Source organism: Mycobacterium nebraskense (genome assembly GCF_002102255.1).
GTDB lineage: Bacteria > Actinomycetota > Actinomycetes > Mycobacteriales > Mycobacteriaceae > Mycobacterium > Mycobacterium nebraskense.
In genome coordinates this window covers 1-20,231 of the sequence record NZ_LQPH01000189.1, presented here as the reverse complement: position 1 = coordinate 20,231, position 20,231 = coordinate 1, and the positions used below count along the sequence as shown (strand labels likewise).

Genomic DNA, 20,231 nt, shown 5'->3' with positions numbered 1-20,231 from the left:
GTGTACGACATGCCTGCCGAAATCGACGTCCGTGCCGATGGTCCGCTGCGGATCATCACCTTGAACCGGCCGGAGTCGCTCAACTCGGTCAACGACAACCTGCACGTCGGGCTCGCGCGACTGTGGCAGCGATTGACCGATGACCCTACGGTCCGCGCGGCGGTCATCACCGGGGCCGGCAGGGCGTTTTCGGCCGGTGGCGATTTCTCGTACCTGAAGGAGCTGTCCGCCGATGCAGATCTGCGCGCCAAGACCATCCGGGACGGGCGTGAAATCGTCCTGGGTATGGCGCGGTGCCGAATTCCCGTGGTGGCCGCGGTCAATGGCCCGGCCGTTGGGCTGGGCTGCAGCCTGGTGGCGTTGAGCGACATCGTCTACATCGCCGAGGAGGCCTACCTCGCTGATCCGCACGTACAGGTGGGCTTGGTGGCGGCCGACGGCGGACCGCTCACCTGGCCGCTGCACATCAGCCTGCTGCTGGCCAAGGAGTTCGCGTTGACGGGCACCCGCATCAGTGCGCAGCGCGCCCTCGAGCTCGGACTGGCCAACCACGTGGCTGCCGACCCCCTCGCGGAGGCAATCGCTTGTGCCAAAAAGATTTTGGAGCTGCCGCAGCAGGCGGTCGAAAGCACGAAGCGGGTGCTCAACATTCATCTGGAGCGGGCGGTGCTGGCCAGCTTGGACTATGCCCTTTCGGCTGAGCAGCAGTCGTTCACGACCGAAGACTTCCGGTCAATCGTCACCAAGCTGGCGGCGGGCAAGAACTGATTTAGTGATACGCCGCGAGCGTAACCTCGTCGCGAATTTCGGCCGGATTTTTCGCAGTGGCGTTTCCCCCGCTAGCGGGAGGTGCCCCCAGCTCGCGGCGAGTCGTATAACCGCAGGAAGTCACGCATCACGGAATCGAACTTGCCCGGCTCCTCGATGAAGGGCATGTGAGCGCTCGACTCGAACAACTCATACCGTGAGCCGGCAATGCGCTGGTGCATGTCCCACATGTGTTCGGGCACGCATTCATCGAACTTGCCGGCAATGATGAGGGTCGGCAACGTGATGTCGGCTAACCGGTCGAACACGTCCCAGTCTCGGATGGTCCCGACGATGTGAAAGTCACTCGGCCCGAACATCGTCTCGAAGATGTCGTTGCCCATACGGGAGAAGGCTTCCAAAAGCTCTGGGGGCCAGGGACGTAAGCGGCAAAGATAGGTTTCGTTCCAGGTGCGGATTGCGTCCTGGTATTCGGCCGTGTACGTCGTCCCGGCGGCTTCATGACGTTCGATGGCCGATTGCGTTGCCGGATCGAGCTCGGTTTTCAGCCGGGCCACCATCTGCGAGAACTGCGGTATGGAAGCGATGCTGTTCGAGATGGTGAGGCTTACGGCCCGCGACGTCACGTCGAGCGCGTACTGCTGCGCCATCATCCCGCCCCACGAATTGCCGAAAATGTGGAAACGGTTGAGGCCGAGGCCCGCTACGACAGCATCCATTTCGGCCACCGAACGTCGCATGGTCCACAGTTCGCGGTTCGACGGGCGCTCGGAGTTGCCGCACCCGAGCTGATCCCAGAAGACGACTTCTCGCTCGTCAGCCAACCGCTGAAGTGAACGCAAATAGGTATGGGGTAAGCCGGGCCCACCATGAACCACCAGTAGGGGAAGACCCGCTCCGCCACCGACCCGCTTGAACCAGACTTTGCCGCCCGGGACCGCGATAATTCCTTCCACTGCGGACGACGCCTCCTGGGATGGCACGTTTCGATACCGGTCTACGCGATTCTGCACCGGCTCGCGAGCCCATGGCTCCTTGCAACGCTGACTCTCAGAATGAGAGAATTATGTTCTCATAAGCTGCGGGGGCTCTCGAGCACTCGCGACGCGCTCGCCGAACTGGAGAAGACCCGTGCCTGAAGCCGTCATCGTGTCCGCCCTGCGCACCCCCATTGGCACTGCCCGGAAGGGCACGCTGCGCGACACCAATGCCTTCGACCTCGCGCACCACGTGGTCTCCGAAGCGGTGAAGGACCTGGACCCCACGCGGGTCGATGACGTGATCCTGGGAGAGGGGCTGTACGGCGGCGGTGTCATCGCACGCCATGCGGCCATCACGGCCGGCCTTACCCAGGTGCCCGGTCTGGCCAACAATCGCCACTGCGCGGCAGGCCAGGCGGCGGTGCAGAGCGCGGCCGCAAGCGTGCGCGCCGGCATGGATCAGCTCGTCATCGCCGGTGGCGTGAACTCTGCCTCCACGTCCCCGCGGTGCCGGATGCAAGTGGACGGCGAATGGGTCGACTGGTTCCCCCCGACCCACCCAGACAGTCCCGAGGCGCCGAACCTCGACATGTCGATCACGGTCGGCTGGAACGCCGCGGTCAAAGCCGGCGTGAGCCGCGAAGAGATGGACGCATGGGCGCTGCGGTCGCATCGCAACGCCATCGCCGCGATCGACGAGGGCCGCTTCAAAGAAGAGATCGTCCCGATCGAGACGCCGCACGGGCTGTTCGCGGTCGACGAACACCCGCGCCGCGACACCACCATGGAGAAGCTGGCCGCGCTCAAGCCGCTGCATCCGGAGATCGAGGGCTTTTCCATCACTGCAGGCAACGCCTGCGGTGCCAACGACGGGGCGGCCGTGCTGACGATCGCGAGCGACGAACTCGGTCTCCCGGCACTGGCCACCGTGCGGTCCTGGGCGTCGGTCGGGGTCGACCCGGCGATCACCGGATTGGCGCCCGTGGAAGCGATCCCGAAAGCTCTTGCCCGAGCTGGGCTTTCGGTCTCGGATGTGGAACTGTTCGAGATCAACGAGGCCTTCGCCGCGATGTGCGTGGCCACCGTCAAGCTGCTCGATCTCGATCCGGACAAGGTCAACGTCAGCGGCAGCGGATGCTCGCTGGGGCACCCGGTGGCGGCGACGGGAGCCAGGATGCTGGCGACGCTGGTCTACGAATTGCGGCGCCGCGGCGGCGGAATCGGGGTCGCGGCCATGTGCGCGGGCGGCGGCATGGGGTCCGCGACCGTCATCGAGGTTCCAGCCCCCTAAATGGAGATCGCCGACTTGATTGCCGGCGCGCGCAACGGATCTCCGCGCGCGGCGGGCCGGCTACTTTCGCTGGTCGAGGGCGAGCGCCGCGACGAGGTACTGGCGAGTATCGAGCCGTCGTCTGTGAGTGCGACCCTTGTCGTGGGCATCACCGGGCCGCCGGGCGCGGGCAAGTCCACGACGATCGCCGCCCTGGTCGGCGCCTACCGAGAGCGGGGGTGTCGGGTGGCCGTGTTGGCGGTGGACCCGTCGTCGCCGTTCAGCGGTGGTGCGCTGTTGGGCGATCGAATACGAATGGCCGCGCATATCAACGACTCCGACGTGTTGATCCGGTCGGTGGCAACCCGTGGCCACCTCGGGGGACTGGCCGCTGCGGTCCCCGCCGCCATCCGGCTGCTGGGGGCGATCGGTTACCACGTGGTCCTGCTGGAGACCGTGGGGGTGGGGCAGTCCGAGATCGAGATCGCCGCCGTCGCCGACCCCACCGTCGTCATCCTCAATCCCGGTGCGGGCGATGCGATTCAGGCCGCCAAGGCGGGGGTGCTCGAAGTCGCCGACATCGTGGTCGTCAACAAGGCCGACCGCGAGGGTGCCGAACAGACTGTGCGGGACCTGCGGGCCGAGACCGACGCCCCGATCGTCAGCCTCATCGCCGCCCGCGGCGAGGGCATCGCGGAGTTGATGGCCGCCATCGAGGACCACCACCGCGCCGACAGTCGAGCCCGCCGCCTGGCCCGCGCTCGAGCGCAGATCCTGTCGCTGGCGCAAACCCGGCTGCGAAGCCGCCCGGACCTCGACCGGCTCGCCGAGACGGTCGTCGACGGCGACCAGGACCCCTACTCGGCGGCCGAGCAGCTGCTCTCGCCGCCCACTCGGCAGCAGGACTAACCGCTCGCGTTGTCCCCCGATTGGGGGAACGGGGATTCATCCCCGTTGCGGACCGATCGGCGGAGGTCCGGCCGCACCAATCTCCCTAGGTTGATCTTGTGTCCAACACGGCAGAGAGTTAGGAGACCGGCACATGGCCCGCACACCCGCAAAGTCGGCCGCAAACGTCGGTGAACAGCTGGAGCTGTACCGCCGGATGTGGGTGCTACGACTGCTTGACATGGCACTGGAAGAGTCGCGCATCGACGGTCTGCTCAACGGACCCATGGTGGCCGCGTTCGGCCAGGAGGCCGTGGCCGTCGGCACCATCGCGGCGCTTCGACCGGGCGACATCATGAGCACCGCAATCCGCCATTTCGAGCACGCCCAGCAGGTCGGTCTTACGCTTCCGTTGGGCCCGGCCATCGCCGAGATGATCGCCCCAAGCCGGGCCGTGGCCGCCGGTGTGAAGGAAAGTCCGTTCGCGGCCGAATGGAAGCAAATCTTTGCCACTACGAACCCGTTGCGGCAATCCATCTTGTTCGCGCTCGGCGATGCCTATTCGCAGCAGGTGGCCGGTGAAGGCAAGGTCACGCTGTGTGTCATCGGGGATGACGCCGTGAATTCCGCCGAGTTCAAATCGGCCGCGACCATAGCGCTGTCGTGGCGTCTTCCGGTGGTGTTCGTCGTCGAGAACGTTCGCGACGCATCCGGTGTGCGCCGCGGCCCGCGCGAGCGCCACGGATTGCCCGTGCTGTCGGTGGACGGCAAGAACGTTGGGGCGGTGTATGACTCGGTCGCCCAAGCGGTGCACCGAGCGAGCGCCGGCGACGGCCCCACCATGGTCGAGGCGGTCACCTACCGGACCAACCACCCTGCCGGAGTCGATCCCTTGGTCTTCGCCAGGCGAGAGCTGACCCGCGCCGGCGTGAGCGCCGGACACCTCTACGAGGTGGAACGCCGCGCTCGGCACCTGGTGGGCGAGGCCGCGGCCTTCGCGAACGCGCAGCTGCGGGCGGCGGGTCCGGCGGCGTCGGTCAGCGAGCCCGACCACTGGTCGGCTGCTAGCTGAGCAGGCCTTGCCGCATCGCCTCGGCTACGGCGGCCGCGCGATCGCTGACGCCGAGCTTCTCGTACAGGCGTTGCACGTGCGTTTTGACCGTCGAGGGAGCGACGTACAGCTCACCCGCGATCACCGGAATGCTTTGACCACGCGCAATCCGGTTGAGCACCTCGCGTTCTCGCGCGCTGAGCACGGGTCCCGTCGGTTCCGCCCGGTGACGGATCTCTGCGGTAAGGCCCCCCACAAGCGCCGACGCCACCACGTCGCGGCCCTGCGCGCAGTCGAGCACGGCCTTCACGATTTCGCTGCGCGTCGAATCCTTCAGCACGAACCCGGCGGCGCCCTGCTGCAGTGCCTGGTAGACGATGGCAGGCTCATCGTGCGCCGAAATCAGCAGCACGCGGGTCGGCAAACCTTGACTTCGCACCGCCGCCGCCACCTGCCCACCATCCATGCCGGGCATCCGGTAATCGAGCAGAGCGACATTGGGCAGGTGCTCCTTGATCAATTCCAGTGCCGCCGAGCCGTCCTCTGCCTCGCCGACGACATTCACCGAACCGCTCGACGAAAGCGCACGCACCACGCCTTCACGAAAGAGCGGGTGATCGTCACCAACAACCACCCGCACCTTTTCGGGTGTTGCTGGGCTGGCCATGGCGATGAGTCTAGCCCGCAAAGCGACCGCGATCTGCGGAAACTCTGATGCGCGTCGGCGCGCTTTGCCCGGAGGGAACCGCCGCGGATGAGTACTGTGTTCGCGTGGCGGTCGCCAGTGACGTGGAACTGGGTCGGGTGCGCAGGCTTCATCAGGTGCGCTCGTACCGAATCGCGTCGGTCCTTCGGATCGGTGTGGTGGGCTTGATGATCGCTGCGATGCTCAGCGACACCCGCCGATCCGAGTGGGCTCAGCAAACTCTGCTGATTGCCGTGTACGCGGCGGTCGCGCTGTGCGCGCTGGCGCTGGCCTTCTCCCGGAGCCGACGATGGCTCGGACGGGGCCGGTTGGTCGAGGTTGGCCGCCTGGAGCCGTTTGCGTTCACGGTCATCGATGTTGTCGTGCTGACGGTCTTTCAAGTGTTGTCGACCAACGGACTCCATCCGCTGCTCATCATGACGGCGCTGCCGATCCTGATAGGCCTCGACGTCTCGTCCCGGCGGGCGGCGGTGGTGCTGATCTTCTCGCTGGTGGGGTTCGCAATCGCGGTGCTCGAGGACCCGGAAATGGTCGGCACGATCGGCGTCACCGAGGCCACATTTCGGTTCTTGCTCTACGGATTCTTGTGTGTCACGGCATTTGTTGCCGTTCGCGTCGAGGAGCGGCATACCCGGTCGGTAGCCGGGCTCAGCACGCTGCGCGAAGAACTGCTCGCTCAGACGATGACCGCGTCCGACGTCGAGCAGCGGCGGATCTCGGAGTCCATTCACGATGGGCCGCTGCAGGACATCTTGGCGGTGCGCCAAGAGCTCGTCGAGTTGGGCGCGGAATTGCCCGGCGATGACCGCGTCGAGCGTGCGCTGGCCGGTCTTCAGATGGCGTCGGAGCATCTGCGGCAGGCGACCTTCGAGCTGCATCCCGCCGTCCTCGAGCAGGTCGGGCTGGCGGCCGCGGTGCAGCAGCTGGCCGTGCTCACCGCCCAGCGGTCAGGCATCGATATTTCGACTGACATCGATTACCCGATTCGCAGCGGAATCGACCCCGTCGTATTTGGTGTGCTGCGCGAGTTGCTGTCCAACATCGTGAAACATTCGCAGGCCCGCAGCGCCTCGGTCATGCTCGGGATCACCGATGAGACGTGCGTCTTGCACGTGGCCGACGACGGCGTGGGATTCGATGACGAGACGGTGGCGCGCCGCTTGGGCGAGGGGCACATCGGGTTGGCGTCGCACCGGGCGCGCGTGGAAGCCGCCGGGGGAACGTTTGCCTTTCTCGATGTCCCGGTGGGCACCCACATCTGCGTCGAGTTGCCGATCCCCAGATAAGTTGCGCACGGCTCACCGCAAGGCGCGCGTGGGCCGGCTATTTCAGGTCGACGGACTTCCCGGTGGCGGCCGCGTGGCCGGCTCGGTAGCCGAAAACCATTGCCGGGCCCAGCGTTCCACCAGCCCCACCGTAGGCGCGTCCGGTGACACCACCCATCGCGTTGCCGGCGGCGAAAAGGCCGGGTATCGGCTCACCGCCGACGTGCAGCACGCGTCCGTCGCGGTCGGTGCGCGGGCCGCCCTTGGTGCCCATGGCGCCGATGCACACCGGCACCGCATAGAAGGGAGCGGTGTCGATCGGGCCGAGGGTCTTGCCGGCGAGTGTCGTCGCGGTGTCGTCACCCCAATACCCGTCGTAGGCGCTGGAGCCGCGCCCGAATTCGGGATCGGAGCCGGCGGCCACGTGGCGGTTCCAGGTCTCGATCGTGTGGGTCAAGCCGTCCGCGTCGATGCCGGTCTTGGCGGCTAACTCGGCGAGGTCCGCCGACTCGCAGAACCAGTCCGGAACGGGCTGCCCCGGTTCGATGCCCAGGAATCCGTAGCGCTGCAGGTGAATTGAATCGAACACCATCCATCCGCGGTCGTTGACGTACCCGTCGCGGGGATCGAGGTAGTGGAAGGCGCCGGCCATGGAGTTGTAATCGCACGCCTCGTTGACGAAGCGGCGCCCCGCCGAGTTGACGATGATGCTCCTTGGCCGCGTTCGTTCCAGCCGCACGCTGCGACTGCGTGGCTTGCCTTCGATCGTGTCGCCGGGGATCTGGACGATCGGTACCCACCATGCTTCGCCCATGTTGGCCAGGTCCGCGCCGTGCGCCATCGCCATGCGCAGGCCATCCCCGGTGTTGTTGGGCGGAGAGACCGCACCATGCATCGGGCCACGCAGAAAGGCCTGCGCCAGAGCCGGATCCCATTCGAAGCCGCCGGTGCCGAGGATGACGCCGCGCCGGGCGCGGACGCTGATGGTGCGTCCCTGAAGGCCGATCCGCACCCCGGTGATTTCTCCGTCCTCGGCAATGAGTTGTTCGGCGCGCGCGTTCGTGTGCGGTGTGACCCCGGCGTCGAGTAATCCCTTGAGCAGACCCGCAATCAGCGCGGCGCCGGCGACGCATAGGTCGCTGCCTTCGTCGATCGTCACGTGCAGGCGCGCCCTCGTTTCGGCGTCGATACCGACGTTGGACCAATCGGCGGGAAACGAGGTGATCCGATTGCCCCACTCGCCGATCTGGTTCAGGTCGAACGGCCCCGCGCTCAGCGACCGGCCTCCGCCGGGCTGTCCCCCTGGCAGCTCCGGTCGGTAATCGGGGAAGCCAGTGGCGATCTCGAAGCGCAAACCACTATGTGCCTCAACGAAGTCGAGCATCGCCGGGCCGGTGTACACGAAGGTTTCGACCAACTCGTCGTCCATCGACCCCAGGGACTGCGCGCGCAGGTATCGCAATGCTTCGGCGGGCGTCAATTCGCCGTCGGGGGAACGGTTGTGAGCGGGGATCCACACGACGCCGCCCGACACCGCGGTGGTCCCGCCGACGGTCGACGCCTTTTCGAAGACCTCCACCGATGCCCCGGCCGCCACCGCTGACAGGGCGGCGGTAAGCCCGGCGCCACCAGTGCCGAGCACGACTACGTCGACTTGCATGTCCCACGACATGGATTGTTATCCCTTCAGCTCAGCAGCTCGGACAACTGCTTCGCGGCTTTGACGACCGCATCTTTTCCACGCATCACCACGTCTTCCCGGTGGGAGATGAGGTTGATGCAAGTCGGCGGGGAGGGCGGGTGGCGGCGCACCGCCACGGCCAGGCCATAAGTGTTCGGTTCGATCTCCCCGTAGGTGCTCACCCAGCCGCTCTCGCGAGCGCGGGTGACCAGGTCTCGTTCCCCCGGGCGCGGCGGCATGCTCGCGAGCAAGGCGATTCCGGCGGCACCCCGTTCGAGCGGGTATCGACTTCCCTCGTGGAAGGACAGTTGGTAGGCGACGTGGCTCGGCACGATCACCGCGATGGCCACCTGCTGGTCGCCCTCGGCGATGAGCAACGACACCGTGGTGCCGAGCTCGTCGGCGAGTGCGCGCAGCGTCGGCAGGCTGACTTGGCGCACGTTGCGGTCGAACGATGCGCCGAGAACGGCGAGCCCGGAAGCCGGCCGGTAGCGACCGTCCTCTCCTTTGGCCACCAAACGAAATTCGGCGAGCGTCGTCAGCAGCCGATAGGCGATGGTGCGATGCACCCCGACCTGGTCGGCGAGCTGTTGCACGGTTAGCCCGCTGGGGGAATCCGCGATCATTTGCAGCGCGGTCAGTCCCCTGGCCAGCGTCTGCGAACCCGTCGCCGAACCTGCCACAGCCTTGACAGACCTCCCCTGCGAGAGCGAAGCTCTATTAATAACGCACGCCAGTGTGCGATATTAGCACACGAAGTACGTCAAGAACGAGAATACGATTTCCACGATCTGAAGGCCAGAGAGGAACCGTGGCGGAGTTCGAGAGCATCTGGAGCGACCTTCAGGGCGTCGCCTTTGAGCAGGGTTACCTGGACGCCGGGGGAGTGCGGACGCGCTATCTGCGGGCGGGTGACCCAGGCAAGCCGGTGCTGGTTCTGTTGCACGGATCCGGCGGTCACGCCGAGGCGTACGTCCGCAACCTGGCCGCGCACGCGGAGCATTTCTGGACCTGGTCGATCGACATGCTGGGCCACGGCTACTCCGGCAAGCCCGGCCACCCGCTGGAAGTTCGCCACTACGTGGAGCACCTGATGGCCGTCCTGCGCACCATCGGCGTCGATCGGGCTTGCATCAGCGGTGAATCGCTGGGCGGCTGGGTGGCCGCCCGCGCCGCCATCGACCACCCCGACGTGGTCGACCGGCTCGTCCTCAACACCGCCGGCGGCTCCCAGGCCGACCCGGTGGTGATGAAACGGATCATTACCCTGTCCATGGCCGCCGCCGAAGACCCGACCTGGGAGACGGTGCAAGCGCGGATCAAGTGGTTGATGGCCGACAAGTCCAAGAACTACGACGACCTGGTGGCCAGCCGCCAACGCGTCTATCGCCAGCCGGGATTCGTCGACGCGATGCGCGACATCATGGCGCTGCAGGATCCCGAGATCCGGGCGCGCAACATCATCGGCCCGGACGAATACGGTGCGATCACCGCGCCGACACTGGTGCTGTGGACCAGTGACGACCCCACCGCGGACGTGACCGAGGGCCGGCGCATCGCGTCGATGATCCCCAATGCGCGCTTCGAGGTGATGCCCGGCTGCGGCCACTGGCCGCAGTACGAGGACCCCAAGACCTTCAATCGTCTGCATCTCGACTTCCTGTTGGGGCGGTGATGGTCGACGCGGGGCGCGAGCCGGCAGGTATCCAGGCCGACGTTGTCGTGGTCGGCGCGGGCCCGGTCGGCTTGACGTTGGCCAATATCCTTGGCCTGCAGGGCATCCGCACGGTGGTGGTCGATGAACGCGACACGCTGATCGACTATCCGCGCGGGGTAGGGCTCGACGACGAGGCGTTGCGGACGTTCCAGTCGGTCGGGCTGGCCGATCGGGTCGTACCCCACACGGTGCCCAACCAGATCCTGCGGTTCGTCGACGCTAAGCGGCGCGTGCTCGCCGAAATGGCACCGCCCGACGCGCGTTTCGGCTGGCCGAAGCGCAATGGTTTCGTGCAACCGCTCGTCGACGCCGAATTGCTGGCCGGGCTGGAGCGATTCGAGCACGTCGAGGTGTGGTGGGGACGTCCGATGACGGCGTGTCAGGAAGACGCCGACGGGGTGACGGTCGAACTCGGGGGTGAGGGCGACCACGAAACGTCCAGCCTGCGAGCGCGTTACGTGGTCGGCTGCGACGGTGGTCGCAGCATGACGCGCCGCACTATGGGCGTGTCTTTCGACGGGACGACATCGTCGACCCGGTGGCTGGTGGTCGACATCGCCAACGACCCGCTCGGCCACCCCAACAGCGAGGTCGGCGCCGACCCCGAACGCCCCTATGCCTCGATTTCGATTGCGCACGGAATTCGACGGTTCGAATTCATGATTCACGCCGACGAAACCGACGAGCAGGCAGAAGATCCGGCATTTCTGACGCAGATGCTGGCCCGGATGGTGCCGCACCCGGACCGCGTCGACGTGATCCGGCGCCGCGTCTACACCCATCACTCGCGGATCGCCGGCGCGTTCCGCAAGGGCCGCCTGTTGCTGGCCGGGGACGCCGCGCATCTCATGCCCGTATGGCAGGGCCAGGGTTACAACAGCGGGATCCGTGACGCGGCCAATCTGGGTTGGAAGCTTGCGGCGGTCGTGAATGGCCGCGCCGACGACAAGCTCCTGGACACCTATGACGTAGAGCGTCGCAAACACGCGCGAGCGATGATCGACCTTTCCACCATGGTGGGCCGAGTGATTTCGCCGACCAACCGCAGGGTGGCGGGCGCGCGAGACCTGCTCGTGCGGTCGGCGTCAATTGTGCCGTCGCTCAAGCGCTATGTCCTGGAGATGCGGTTCAAGCCGATGCCGCGCTACGAGCAGGGGGCCGTCGTGCACAGCGCTCCCGGCCGGGCCGACTCGCCGGTGGGCACACTGTTCATCCAGCCTCGGGTCGACACCCGGGACCGGCAGAATGTGTTGTTGGACGACGTGCTTGGTGACTGGTTCGCCGTGCTGTGCTGGAACAACAACCCCCGCAAGATTCTCGGTGACGTCGCCTTCGCGAACTGGAAAGCGCTGGGCGCCCGGTTCATTGCGCTGCGGCCCGTGACACAGCTGCACTGGACCGGACACGACGATCCCGACGTCGTGGTCGTGGGCGATTCTGGCGGTGCCGTCAAATCCTGGTTCGACACCCACCAGGAATCGGTGTTGTTCCTGCGTCCGGATCGGTGCATTGCGGGTGCCTGCATCGCGCAGCGCGCCCCCGACCTGAGCGCCGCGCTCATCGACGCACTCACACTCACACCGCGAGGGGGTGATTTGCAAAGTGGCACTGGCTCTGTGCTGTATGTCGCACAGCCCGCTCCTGAATCTTCCGGGGCCGTCGCGGGACCTGCTTGACGACATCGAAGGCGCGATCGCTGACGCGCGACAATTCGTCGACGACTACGACCCCGAACTCGTCGCCATCTTTTCCCCGGACCACTACAACGGGTTCTTCTACAAAATGATGCCGCCCTTCTGTATCGGCACGAGCGCCAACGGGGTAGGGGACTACGGCACCCATGCCGGCCCGCTCGACGTTCCGGAGAAGCTCGCGACCGAGTGCGCGAAAGCGGTGCTCGACGCGGGGGTCGACGTCGCGGTTTCGGCCTGCATGGACGTGGATCACGGCACCGTTCAGCCGCTCGAGAAGTTGTTCGGCGAGGCTGCCTCGCGGCCGGTGATACCCATCTTCATCAACGCAATCGGCGTGCCTCTGGGGCCATTACATCGTTGCCGGGCGCTGGGTACCGCAGTCGGCACCTATCTGGCCACGCTGGACAAGCGGGTCCTGGTGCTGGGATCCGGCGGGCTCTCCCACAGCCCGCCGGTGCCCACATTGGCGACCGCGCCGCCGCCGGTGCTGGAGCGCATCGTGCACGGTCAGCCGATGACGCCCGAGCAGCGGCAAGCGCGGCAGGCGGCCGTGATCGATGCGGCCAAGAGTTTCGCCGCCGGCGACAGCGACCTGCAGCCCCTAAACCCGGTGTGGGACCAACGCTTCCTCGAGATCATCGACGGCGGCTGGCTCGACGAACTCGACCAGTGGTCCAACTCGTTCGTGGCCCACGAGGGCGGCAGCTCCGCCCAGGAGATCAGGACATGGGTTGCCGCATTCGCGGCGCTGGCGAGCGCGGGACCCTACGAAACCATCGGTCGGTACTACAAACCGGCCGCCGAACTGATCGCCGGCTTCGCCATCAGAACGGCAGTGCCGAAATGACGGCCGCAGTGGACGACTTCGACCACGTTGTCGACGTACTCGTCGTCGGATCGGGCGGTGGAGGCATGACGGCCGCCCTGACCGCCCAGGCTGCCGGGCTGGACGCGTTGGTCGTGGAGAAGTCCTCGTTCTACGGCGGCTCCACCGCTCTTTCCGGGGGCGGCATCTGGGTGCCCGGGGCGCCCGCCCAGCGCAGGGAGGGCTATGCCCCGGCACCCGAAGGCGTCGTGGAATACCTGCGGCAGATCACCGACGGGCTGGTCAGCGAAGCGCGGATACGGCAGTACGTCGAGTCCGCGCCGAAAATGCTCGGATTCCTCGAACGGCTCTCCGGATGGTGTGAGTTCGTCTGGAAACCCGGCTACGCCGACTACTACCCGGAACTGCCCGGCGGATCCGAACTCGGCAGCACGATCAACGTGCCGCCCATCGACCTGCGAAAGCTGGGCCCCGACGAGCAGCAGCTCCTCCGGCCCCTGGCGTTGGCACCCAAGGGAATCTGGCTGGGGCCCAAGGAGCTTCGGACCTTCTACCGAATCCGGCAATCTTGGGCCGGCAAAGGCGTGTTGCTCAAGCTGATTTCGCGGATGGTCCGGGCGCGCGTGTTCGGCGAGCGGATGGCGGCGATAGGGCAGTCACTGGCCGCCCGCCTCCGATTGACCATGAGGGAACGCGGCGTCCCGCTGTGGCTGGACTCGCCCATGACCGAGTTGCTCACCGAAGCCGACGGATCGGTGACCGGTGCGTCGGTGGAAAGGGATGGCAGCACGCAGCGGATCGGTGCGCGTCTCGGGGTCATCCTGGCTTCCGGCGGCTTCGATCACGACCTGGCCTGGCGCAAGGAACTGCTGCCGGTTGTGGACCAGGACTGGAGCTTTGGCAATCCTGCCGCCATGGGTGACGGGATCCGTGCGGCCCAAAAGCTCGGGGCCGCAACCGAGCTGCTCGACGAGGCGTGGTGGTTTCCCGCCATCCAATGGCCGGACGGCCGAATGCAATTCATGCTCAACGAACGCATGATGCCGGCCCAGTTCATCGTCAACGGTGACGGCAAGCGCTTCATCAACGAGGCGGCGCCCTACATGGACTTCGGCCACGCCATGATCGCCGGACAGAAAACCGGGGTCACCCACATTCCCTGCTGGCTGATCACCGACCACAGGTCGTGGAATCGCTATGTCATTGGCGGCCACCTGCCGATACCCAAAATCCCGGGCGCGCCGGTGCCCACCGGCCGTAGGGTCCCTTCGGCCTGGCTCGAATCGGGCGTGGTCAAGGCGGCGATGACGTGGGGGGAGATGGCGACCAGGATCGGCGTGCCGGCGGACAATCTTGCCGAAACCGCGCGCCGCTTCAACGAACTCGCCCGCAACGGTCACGACGACGACTTCAACCGCGGCGACAGCGTTTACGACAACTACTACGGCGATCCGACGCTGCCCAACCCGAACCTTTACCCGCTGGGCGATCCGCCGTACTACGCGTTCCGGATCGTCCTCGGCGACCTCGGGACGTCGGGAGGCCTGCGTACCGACGAATACGCGCGGGTGCTACGGGACGACGACACCGTGGTGCCGGGACTGTACGCGGTGGGTAACACTTCCGCGCCGGTGATGGGACGTAGTTACGCCGGCGCAGGGGCGACCATCGGGCCCGCGATGACCTTCGGCTTCGTCGCCGCGAATCACATTGCCGCACATGCAACCAAACGAACCCTTAATTCTCATAGGAGGTAGCAATGAAAATTTCGCTGTTCTACGAATTCGCCCTACCGCGGCCCTGGGCGCCCGACGACGAACACGTCCTGTTGCAGGAGTGCCTCGACGAGGTCGAGGCCGCTGACAAGGCCGGGTTCTCCACGGTCTGGCTGACCGAGCACCACTTCCTCGAGGAGTACTGTCACTCGACGGCGCCGGAGATATTCCTGGCCGCGGCCAGCCAGCGGACCAAGAACATCCGGTTGGGCTTCGGGATCATGCACCTGCTGCCCGCGGTCAATCACCCCGCGCGAGTAGCCGAACGCGTCGCCACCATCGACCTGCTCTCCAACGGGCGCGTCGAGTTCGGCACCGGGGAAGGTTCCTCCGTCGGTGAACTCGGCGGATTCGATGTCGATCCCGCCGACAAGCGCGCACAGTGGGAGGAATCCCTCGAAGTGGCGATCCGCTGCATGATCGAGGAGCCGTTCACGGGTTTCAAAGGTGATCAAATCCAGATGCCGCCCCGTAACGTCATTCCCAAGCCGCTGCAAAAGCCGCATCCGCCAGTCTGGGTGGCCTGCACGCGGCCGGCCAGCGTACAGATGGCCGCTCAAAAGTGCATCGGTGCACTGAGTTTCGCCTACACGGGTCCTGGGCCGCTCACCGACCGGGTCAACGGCTACTACAAAGAGTTCGAGGAGAACGGTGTCCCGATCACGCCGCAGATCAACCCGAACATCCTGGCCATCGGTGGGGACCTGTCGATGATGGTCGCCAAGACCGAAGAGGAGGCGCTACGACGTCTTGGGCAAGGCGGCGGGTTCTTCTCGTTCGGAATCATGCATTACTACCTGACCGGGATGCACACCCCCGGGCGGACCGGAGTGTGGAAGCGGTATCTCGAAGAGGTCGAGAAGGACCCGACGCTGGCCTACGGCCCCGGGCGCGGTGCGATCGGATCTCCGGCCACCGTCCGCGAATTCCTGCGTGGCTACGAGGAGAGCGGCGTCGACGAGATCATCCTGCTGCTCAACCCGCGCAGCCACGAGGGCACCATGGAATCCATCGAGCTGATGGGCAAAGAGGTGCTGCCCGAGTTCATCGAACGTGACCAGAAAGCGGTCGCTGACAAAGCCAAGCGGCTTGCACCGGTTATCGAAAGGGTCGAGGCGCGCCGGCCCAAGCTGACCGCACCGCTGTTCGACGAAACCTATGCTTTCGGTGGCCTCCCCACCGGCCGGGACAAGTTCACCGCCAGCGAGATCCCCGAAGCCATGGCGGAGATCAACGAGGGCCGGGTGCAGGCGGCGAAGCGTGCCAAGGAAGAGCAGAACAAGAAGTAGCACCGAGAGGCAACTGAGCCTTGGGATCAATCGACGAGCTCTGGCGTTACGACGGCCGCCGTGCGGTGGTGACCGGTTGTGCGTCGGGCATCGGCGAACATGTGGTGCGGCAGCTCACCGAACTCGGCGCCGGGGTCGTCGGCCTGGACAAGCGCCGACCGTCGTTTGAGGTCAACGAGTTTCACGAGGTCGATCTCGCCGACTGCGAGTCGATCGACGGTGCCGTAGCGTGCATCGGCGGGCCGGTCGACGCACTGTTCAACGTCGCGGGTGTCTCGTCCGGGATCGGCGACCCGGCGCTGGTTGCCACCATCAACTTCCTGGGGCTGCGCCATCTCACCGAGGCGCTGGTCCCGAAGATGATGGCAGGGTCGTCCGTCGTGAGCGTGTCTTCGCTCGCGGCAGCCGCTTATCACGAACATGCCGCGGCGGTGGCACCGCTGTTGAACACCGCGACGATGCAAGAGGGCATCGACTGGTGCCACGGCAACCCCGGCGCGTTGGGCAACGGCTACCGACTGTCCAAGGAAGCGATCATCTTCTACACCATGCGATGTGCCACGCCGTTCGGAGCCCGGGGCATCCGCATCAACTGCACCGGTCCTGGGGTCACCGAGACCCCGATCCTGGACCAGCTCCGGACGGCCTACGGGCAGAGCTTCCTCGACGACATCCCCAAGCCCTTGGGCCGCGTTTCCGACCCCGCCGAGCAGGCTGCGGTGCTGCTCTTCTTGAATAGTCGTGCAGCCAGCTACATCACGGGACAGATCATCTGGGTCGACGGCGGGAACGTGGGCGCCGCGATCGCTCGTGAGCTCGAGAAAGGAGCCCCTCCAGATGAGCCGAGCCGACTTGACTGATTTCCGGCGGGTCGCGCGTGACGTCTCGAATTGGGGACGGTGGGGCGCTGACGACGAGCTTGGCACGCTGAACTTCATCACCGCGGACAAGGTCGCCCAGGCCGCCGGCCTGGTCAGGCATGGCAAGGTGTTTCCCCTCGGCGTCGACTTCGGCGCCTCCGGTCCGCAGGGCGCCTTCGAGTTTCGGCATAACCCGGTGCACATCATGACCGTCGACGGCGGCGATGTGAACACGCTGGCCAAGTACGGGCCGACCTGGCCGCGTAACCCGTTGGCCCAGCAGCTGAGTAGCTACATGACGGCCGACAACCCGTTCCGCTTCAACGACGACATCATCATCATGCCGTTGCAGGCGGCAAGCCAGTGGGATGCGTTGTCCCACGTCTACTACGACGATTACCTGTACAACGGCTTCCCGGCGGATTCGGTGACCAGCATGGGCGCCTACCATTGCGGCATCGACAAGGTTGACGTCAAGGGCATCACGTCCCGCGGGGTGCTGCTGGACCTGGTTCGCCATCGAGGGGCGGAGATCTTCCTCGAAGCCGGAAACCCGATCTCTCCGGAAGAACTCGATGACGTGGTTCGCGCCCAGGGCGTCACCATCGGGCGAGGCGACATTGTGTTGATCCGGACCGGTTGGTGGACAAGATTTCTCATGACCGGGAACAAGACAGAAGGGTATTCCGGCCTGGACTGGCGATGCGCCCAATGGCTGCACGATCACGAGATCGCGGCCGTGGCCGCCGACAACCTTCAGGTGGAAGACCTCGTGTCCGGCATCGACGGAATCACCTTTCCCCTGCATCTGCTCTGCCTGCGCGACATGGGGATGATCTTCGGCGAATACTGGGATCTCACCGCGCTGGCAGAGGACTGCGCTGCCGACGGCGTCTACGAGTTCCAGCTCGTCGCCCCACCCCTGAGAGTTGTTGGCGCAGTGGGCTCTCCGGTCAACCCGATCGCGATCAAGTGATGGACTTTCAGCGCAAGACCATGCTGGTGGACGGCCTGACGACCGGATACTTGGAAGCGGGCGACGGCGACCCGGTGGTGCTTCTGCACGGTGGCGAGTTCGGTGCCAGCGCCGAACTCGGCTGGGAACGCAACATCGCCGCCCTCGCCACTACGTACCGAGTGCTGGCGCCGGACCAGCTGGGCTATGGGCAGTCGGCGAAAGTCGTCGATTTCGTCGACGGGCGCGGAATGCGGATTCGGCACGTGGCACGGTTCTGCGAGCTGCTCGGCCTCGACTCGGCGCACTTCGTGGGCAACTCGATGGGCGCCATCAACCTGCTCACCGACGCCACGTCGGGCACGCCGCTGCTGCCCGTCCGCAGTCTCGCGATCATCTGCGGGGGTGGCGAAGTTCAACAGAATCAGCACTTCGAGGCGCTCCAGCAATACGACGCCACGCTGCCGGGCATGCGGCGCATCGTCGAGGCGCTGTTCTACGACCTGAGCTATCCCGCCGATGACGACTACGTGCGGCGCCGCTATGAGTCGAGCACCGCGCCCGGCGCATGGGAGGCCATCGCCGCGGCCCGGTTTCGTCGCCCGGGCGCCGCACCGTCCGCCACGCCCTCGAGGACACGACCGTACGAGCGGATCACCGTGCCGACGCTCGTCGTCGAGGGGGGAGACGACAAGCTTCTTCCGGCCGGCTGGGCCGCCGAGATCGCCAAGGAAATCGACGGCGCCCGTTCGGCCGTGGTCGAGAAGGCCGGCCACTGCCCGCAGATCGAGCAGTCGGCAACGGTGAACCAGCGGTTGCTCGACTTCCTCGCCGCGAGCGTCTAAAACACGTAGTCCAGCCGGGTCTGCATCCCGGCCTCTTGGTGATAGGTGTTGTGGCAGTGCAACTGCCACAAACCCGGATTGTCGGCCACCAGCACGGCGAGCAGCTTCTGCTTCGGCAGCACCATCAGGGTGTCTTTGCGCGCACCGGGGCTGCCGTCGGCCTTGATCAGCTGGAACGTGTGGCCGTGCAGGTGAATCGGGTGATACATCATCGTGGGGTTGTCAAACGTGATGGTGGGCCGTTCACCCTGTCGGATGTGCAACGGTTCGGTGTCGCTGTAGGGCTTTCCGTTGATGGTCCAGTTGTACTGGACCATGTTGCCGCCCAGTACAACCGGGAGGTTCAGATCGGGCTGCGGCCGACCCAGGTTGACGGGCGTTGTCGCCGTGAACATTTCCACCGTGCCCACCCGCCGGTTGAGTTCGGCCGGCTGAAACCCCGGGTCGGGCGCGCTGCCCGCCCCCGTGGAAAGCAGCGCCCGCGCGATGGCGTTCTTTCCTTCCGCGAGTGCGACCAGCGGGAAAACACCGTCGGCGGCGGTCACGATGACGTCGTAGCGCTCGGCCATGCCGATGAGCAGCGCGTCGACTTGGGTCGGTACCACGGGGTAGCCGTCAGTATGGGTGACCGTCATCGAGTGACCGGCCAGCGCGACGCGAAACGTGGTGTCGGAGCCGGTGTTGATGAAACGGATCCGGATGCGCTGGCCCGGCTTCGCGTTGAACGTGATGGGGGAGGCCGGGATTCGGCCGTTGATCAGATAGTACGGGTACGCGATGTCCCCGGCGTCGCCGCCAAGCAGGTCGCTCTTGCCGACGGGTCCGCCTGGCATGGCGGCCGTCGGGGTCGTCGGACTGCTCGACGTGGTCTGGCTGGTCGAGGTTGCCGGCGTTTCACTGCTCGACGTTGTCGTCGGGGTCTCGCTGGTCGTTGACGTCGTCGAAGTAGTGGGCGGCGTTGTTGTCGTGGTCTCGGTGGCGCTTGGCGGGGTGGACTTGTTCGGGCTGGTCAGTTCGGTGTAGAGCTGCTGCGGCGTCTTCCCCAGCCCGTCGGTCCAATCATCAAGGACCACAATCCATTCGGCGTCATAGTTGCCCTCGGTAGGGTCGTCGACGATGACCGGCAGATACAGGCCCATGTCGGCGTCCAGGTCGGTGTGCGGATGGGCCCAGTAGGTGCCCGAATTCGGGACGGAGAAGCGGTAGGTGAAGTCCTGGCCGGCGGGGATGTTCGGAGTGGCGGGCGCGGCGCCGTCCATGTCGTTGCGCAGCGCGATGCCGTGCCAGTGCACCGACGTCGGATGGTCGAGCCGGTTCGACACCGTCACCACAAGCTCGTCGCCGATGCGAGCGCGGATCGGCGAGCCCGGGATGGTGTTGCCGTAGGCCAGCGTGCGGACGACCGGCCCACCCAGGTCGACCTGGACCTGCTGGGCGGTCAGGCTGGCGGTGACGGTGCGGCCGCTGTGCGGGCGGGCGGCCTCGGCCGCGGCGATGGCGGCGGCCATCTGCGCATTGCCGGATAGGGCGGGCTTGGATTGACTGCACGCCACCAGCGCGAATCCGCCGGCAATGCCGGCGGCCGGTCGTGTCCCTGCCGCGGTGTAAAAGAATCCGGACGTAGGTTCCCTCGAAGACCGGCAAGTCTGATGGAAGGAGCA

Annotated in this window: 18 protein-coding genes; 13 read left to right on the top strand and 5 right to left on the bottom strand. The window is 66.0% G+C overall.

Translation table 11 applies throughout. The features are described from left to right. Entirely contained in the window at positions 1-768 is a 768-nt protein-coding gene (locus tag AWC17_RS31515) for an enoyl-CoA hydratase/isomerase family protein (RefSeq protein WP_046182216.1), read from the top strand. Positions 769-839: 71 nt separating this feature from the next. Here AWC17_RS31515 and AWC17_RS31510 read toward each other — a convergent pair whose 3' ends face one another. After that, a complete protein-coding gene (locus AWC17_RS31510) occupies positions 840-1,724 on the bottom strand; it encodes a proline iminopeptidase-family hydrolase (protein ID WP_372517371.1) in 885 nt (294 codons plus the stop codon). Positions 1,725-1,899: 175 nt separating this feature from the next. Between AWC17_RS31510 and AWC17_RS31505 the strand changes: the two genes are divergently transcribed. The 3 genes from AWC17_RS31505 to AWC17_RS31495 all read left to right on the top strand — a co-directional run bounded on the left by AWC17_RS31505 (position 1,900) and on the right by AWC17_RS31495 (position 4,978). Next, positions 1,900-3,039 (top strand): thiolase family protein, encoded by a 1,140-nt coding sequence (locus AWC17_RS31505; protein WP_046182217.1) that lies wholly within the window; start codon positions 1,900-1,902, stop codon positions 3,037-3,039. Then, positions 3,040-3,927 carry a methylmalonyl Co-A mutase-associated GTPase MeaB gene (gene meaB, locus AWC17_RS31500; RefSeq protein ID WP_046182218.1) on the top strand — a complete coding sequence of 296 codons (888 nt, stop codon included), beginning with the start codon at positions 3,040-3,042 and terminating at the stop codon, positions 3,925-3,927. 133 nt (positions 3,928-4,060) lie between these two features. Next, the gene (locus AWC17_RS31495) at positions 4,061-4,978 is read left to right on the top strand and encodes a thiamine pyrophosphate-dependent enzyme (RefSeq protein ID WP_046182219.1); all 918 of its coding nucleotides are present in this window, start codon (positions 4,061-4,063) and stop codon (positions 4,976-4,978) included. On the opposite strand, the gene AWC17_RS31490 is transcribed toward AWC17_RS31495, so the two are convergent. Continuing rightward, positions 4,971-5,624, bottom strand: coding sequence for a response regulator (locus AWC17_RS31490; protein ID WP_046182220.1), 654 nt, complete (start codon positions 5,622-5,624; stop codon positions 4,971-4,973). The two genes, AWC17_RS31495 and AWC17_RS31490, sit on opposite strands and share 8 nt — an antisense overlap. Before the next feature lie 104 nt (positions 5,625-5,728). Here AWC17_RS31490 and AWC17_RS31485 point away from each other — a divergent pair, with 104 nt between their 5' ends. Next, a complete protein-coding gene (locus tag AWC17_RS31485) occupies positions 5,729-6,949 on the top strand; it encodes a sensor histidine kinase (protein WP_046182237.1) in 1,221 nt (406 codons plus the stop codon). A 37-nt stretch (positions 6,950-6,986) separates the two neighbouring features. Here the strand turns inward: AWC17_RS31485 and AWC17_RS31480 are convergent, their stop codons facing one another. Together AWC17_RS31480 and AWC17_RS31475 are read right to left on the bottom strand one after the other, a co-directional pair. Then, positions 6,987-8,600: an FAD-dependent oxidoreductase gene (locus AWC17_RS31480; protein ID WP_046182221.1), complete on the bottom strand. Its 1,614-nt coding sequence runs from the start codon at positions 8,598-8,600 to the stop codon at positions 6,987-6,989. 14 nt (positions 8,601-8,614) lie between these two features. Beyond that, complete coding sequence (locus tag AWC17_RS31475) at positions 8,615-9,292, bottom strand: IclR family transcriptional regulator (RefSeq protein ID WP_046182222.1); 678 nt, start codon at positions 9,290-9,292, stop codon at positions 8,615-8,617. 128 nt (positions 9,293-9,420) lie between these two features. On the opposite strand from AWC17_RS31475, the gene AWC17_RS31470 reads away from it, so the two are divergent. From AWC17_RS31470 to AWC17_RS31435, 8 genes are read left to right on the top strand one after another with little or no spacing between them, the layout of a single operon-like run. After that, on the top strand, positions 9,421-10,284 hold the full coding sequence (locus AWC17_RS31470) for an alpha/beta fold hydrolase (protein ID WP_046182223.1): 864 nt from the start codon (positions 9,421-9,423) through the stop codon (positions 10,282-10,284). Next, complete coding sequence (locus AWC17_RS31465) at positions 10,284-12,002, top strand: bifunctional 3-(3-hydroxy-phenyl)propionate/3-hydroxycinnamic acid hydroxylase (protein WP_046182224.1); 1,719 nt, start codon at positions 10,284-10,286, stop codon at positions 12,000-12,002. The genes AWC17_RS31470 and AWC17_RS31465 overlap by 1 nt, the downstream gene beginning before the upstream one ends. Continuing rightward, positions 11,950-12,867 (top strand): 3-carboxyethylcatechol 2,3-dioxygenase, encoded by a 918-nt coding sequence (locus tag AWC17_RS31460; protein WP_046182225.1) that lies wholly within the window; start codon positions 11,950-11,952, stop codon positions 12,865-12,867. Before AWC17_RS31465 ends, AWC17_RS31460 begins: the two co-directional genes overlap by 53 nt. Before the next feature lie 8 nt (positions 12,868-12,875). Beyond that, entirely contained in the window at positions 12,876-14,603 is a 1,728-nt protein-coding gene (locus AWC17_RS31455; RefSeq protein ID WP_046182238.1) for an FAD-binding protein, read from the top strand. Positions 14,604-14,605: 2 nt separating this feature from the next. Then, positions 14,606-15,910: an LLM class flavin-dependent oxidoreductase gene (locus tag AWC17_RS31450; RefSeq protein WP_046182226.1), complete on the top strand. Its 1,305-nt coding sequence runs from the start codon at positions 14,606-14,608 to the stop codon at positions 15,908-15,910. A gap of 20 nt (positions 15,911-15,930) precedes the next feature. Beyond that, positions 15,931-16,770, top strand: coding sequence for a coniferyl-alcohol dehydrogenase (locus AWC17_RS31445; protein WP_046182227.1), 840 nt, complete (start codon positions 15,931-15,933; stop codon positions 16,768-16,770). Then, positions 16,748-17,746 (top strand): cyclase family protein, encoded by a 999-nt coding sequence (locus AWC17_RS31440; RefSeq protein ID WP_046182228.1) that lies wholly within the window; start codon positions 16,748-16,750, stop codon positions 17,744-17,746. Before AWC17_RS31445 ends, AWC17_RS31440 begins: the two co-directional genes overlap by 23 nt. Further along, on the top strand, positions 17,746-18,570 hold the full coding sequence (locus AWC17_RS31435; protein ID WP_046182229.1) for an alpha/beta fold hydrolase: 825 nt from the start codon (positions 17,746-17,748) through the stop codon (positions 18,568-18,570). Before AWC17_RS31440 ends, AWC17_RS31435 begins: the two co-directional genes overlap by 1 nt. Here AWC17_RS31435 and AWC17_RS33765 read toward each other — a convergent pair. Further along, positions 18,567-20,144: a multicopper oxidase family protein gene (locus tag AWC17_RS33765; protein WP_085165722.1), complete on the bottom strand. Its 1,578-nt coding sequence runs from the start codon at positions 20,142-20,144 to the stop codon at positions 18,567-18,569. The two genes, AWC17_RS31435 and AWC17_RS33765, sit on opposite strands and share 4 nt — an antisense overlap. Positions 20,145-20,231: the final 87 nt, after the last annotated feature.

Bases quoted from the DNA above. Each gene is read 5' to 3' on its own strand.
- AWC17_RS31450 (WP_046182226.1), top strand. From the start codon at position 14,606: ATGAAAATTTCGCTGTTCTACGAATTCGCCCTACCGCGGCCCTGGGCG.
- AWC17_RS31460 (WP_046182225.1), top strand. From the start codon at position 11,950: ATGTCGCACAGCCCGCTCCTGAATCTTCCGGGGCCGTCGCGGGACCTG.
- AWC17_RS31495 (WP_046182219.1), top strand. From the start codon at position 4,061: ATGGCCCGCACACCCGCAAAGTCGGCCGCAAACGTCGGTGAACAGCTG.
- AWC17_RS31490 (WP_046182220.1), bottom strand. From the start codon at position 5,624: ATGGCCAGCCCAGCAACACCCGAAAAGGTGCGGGTGGTTGTTGGTGAC.
- AWC17_RS31435 (WP_046182229.1), top strand. From the start codon at position 17,746: ATGGACTTTCAGCGCAAGACCATGCTGGTGGACGGCCTGACGACCGGA.
- AWC17_RS31480 (WP_046182221.1), bottom strand. From the start codon at position 8,600: ATGTCGTGGGACATGCAAGTCGACGTAGTCGTGCTCGGCACTGGTGGC.
- meaB (WP_046182218.1), top strand. From the start codon at position 3,040: ATGGAGATCGCCGACTTGATTGCCGGCGCGCGCAACGGATCTCCGCGC.
- AWC17_RS31465 (WP_046182224.1), top strand. From the start codon at position 10,284: ATGGTCGACGCGGGGCGCGAGCCGGCAGGTATCCAGGCCGACGTTGTC.
- AWC17_RS31440 (WP_046182228.1), top strand. From the start codon at position 16,748: ATGAGCCGAGCCGACTTGACTGATTTCCGGCGGGTCGCGCGTGACGTC.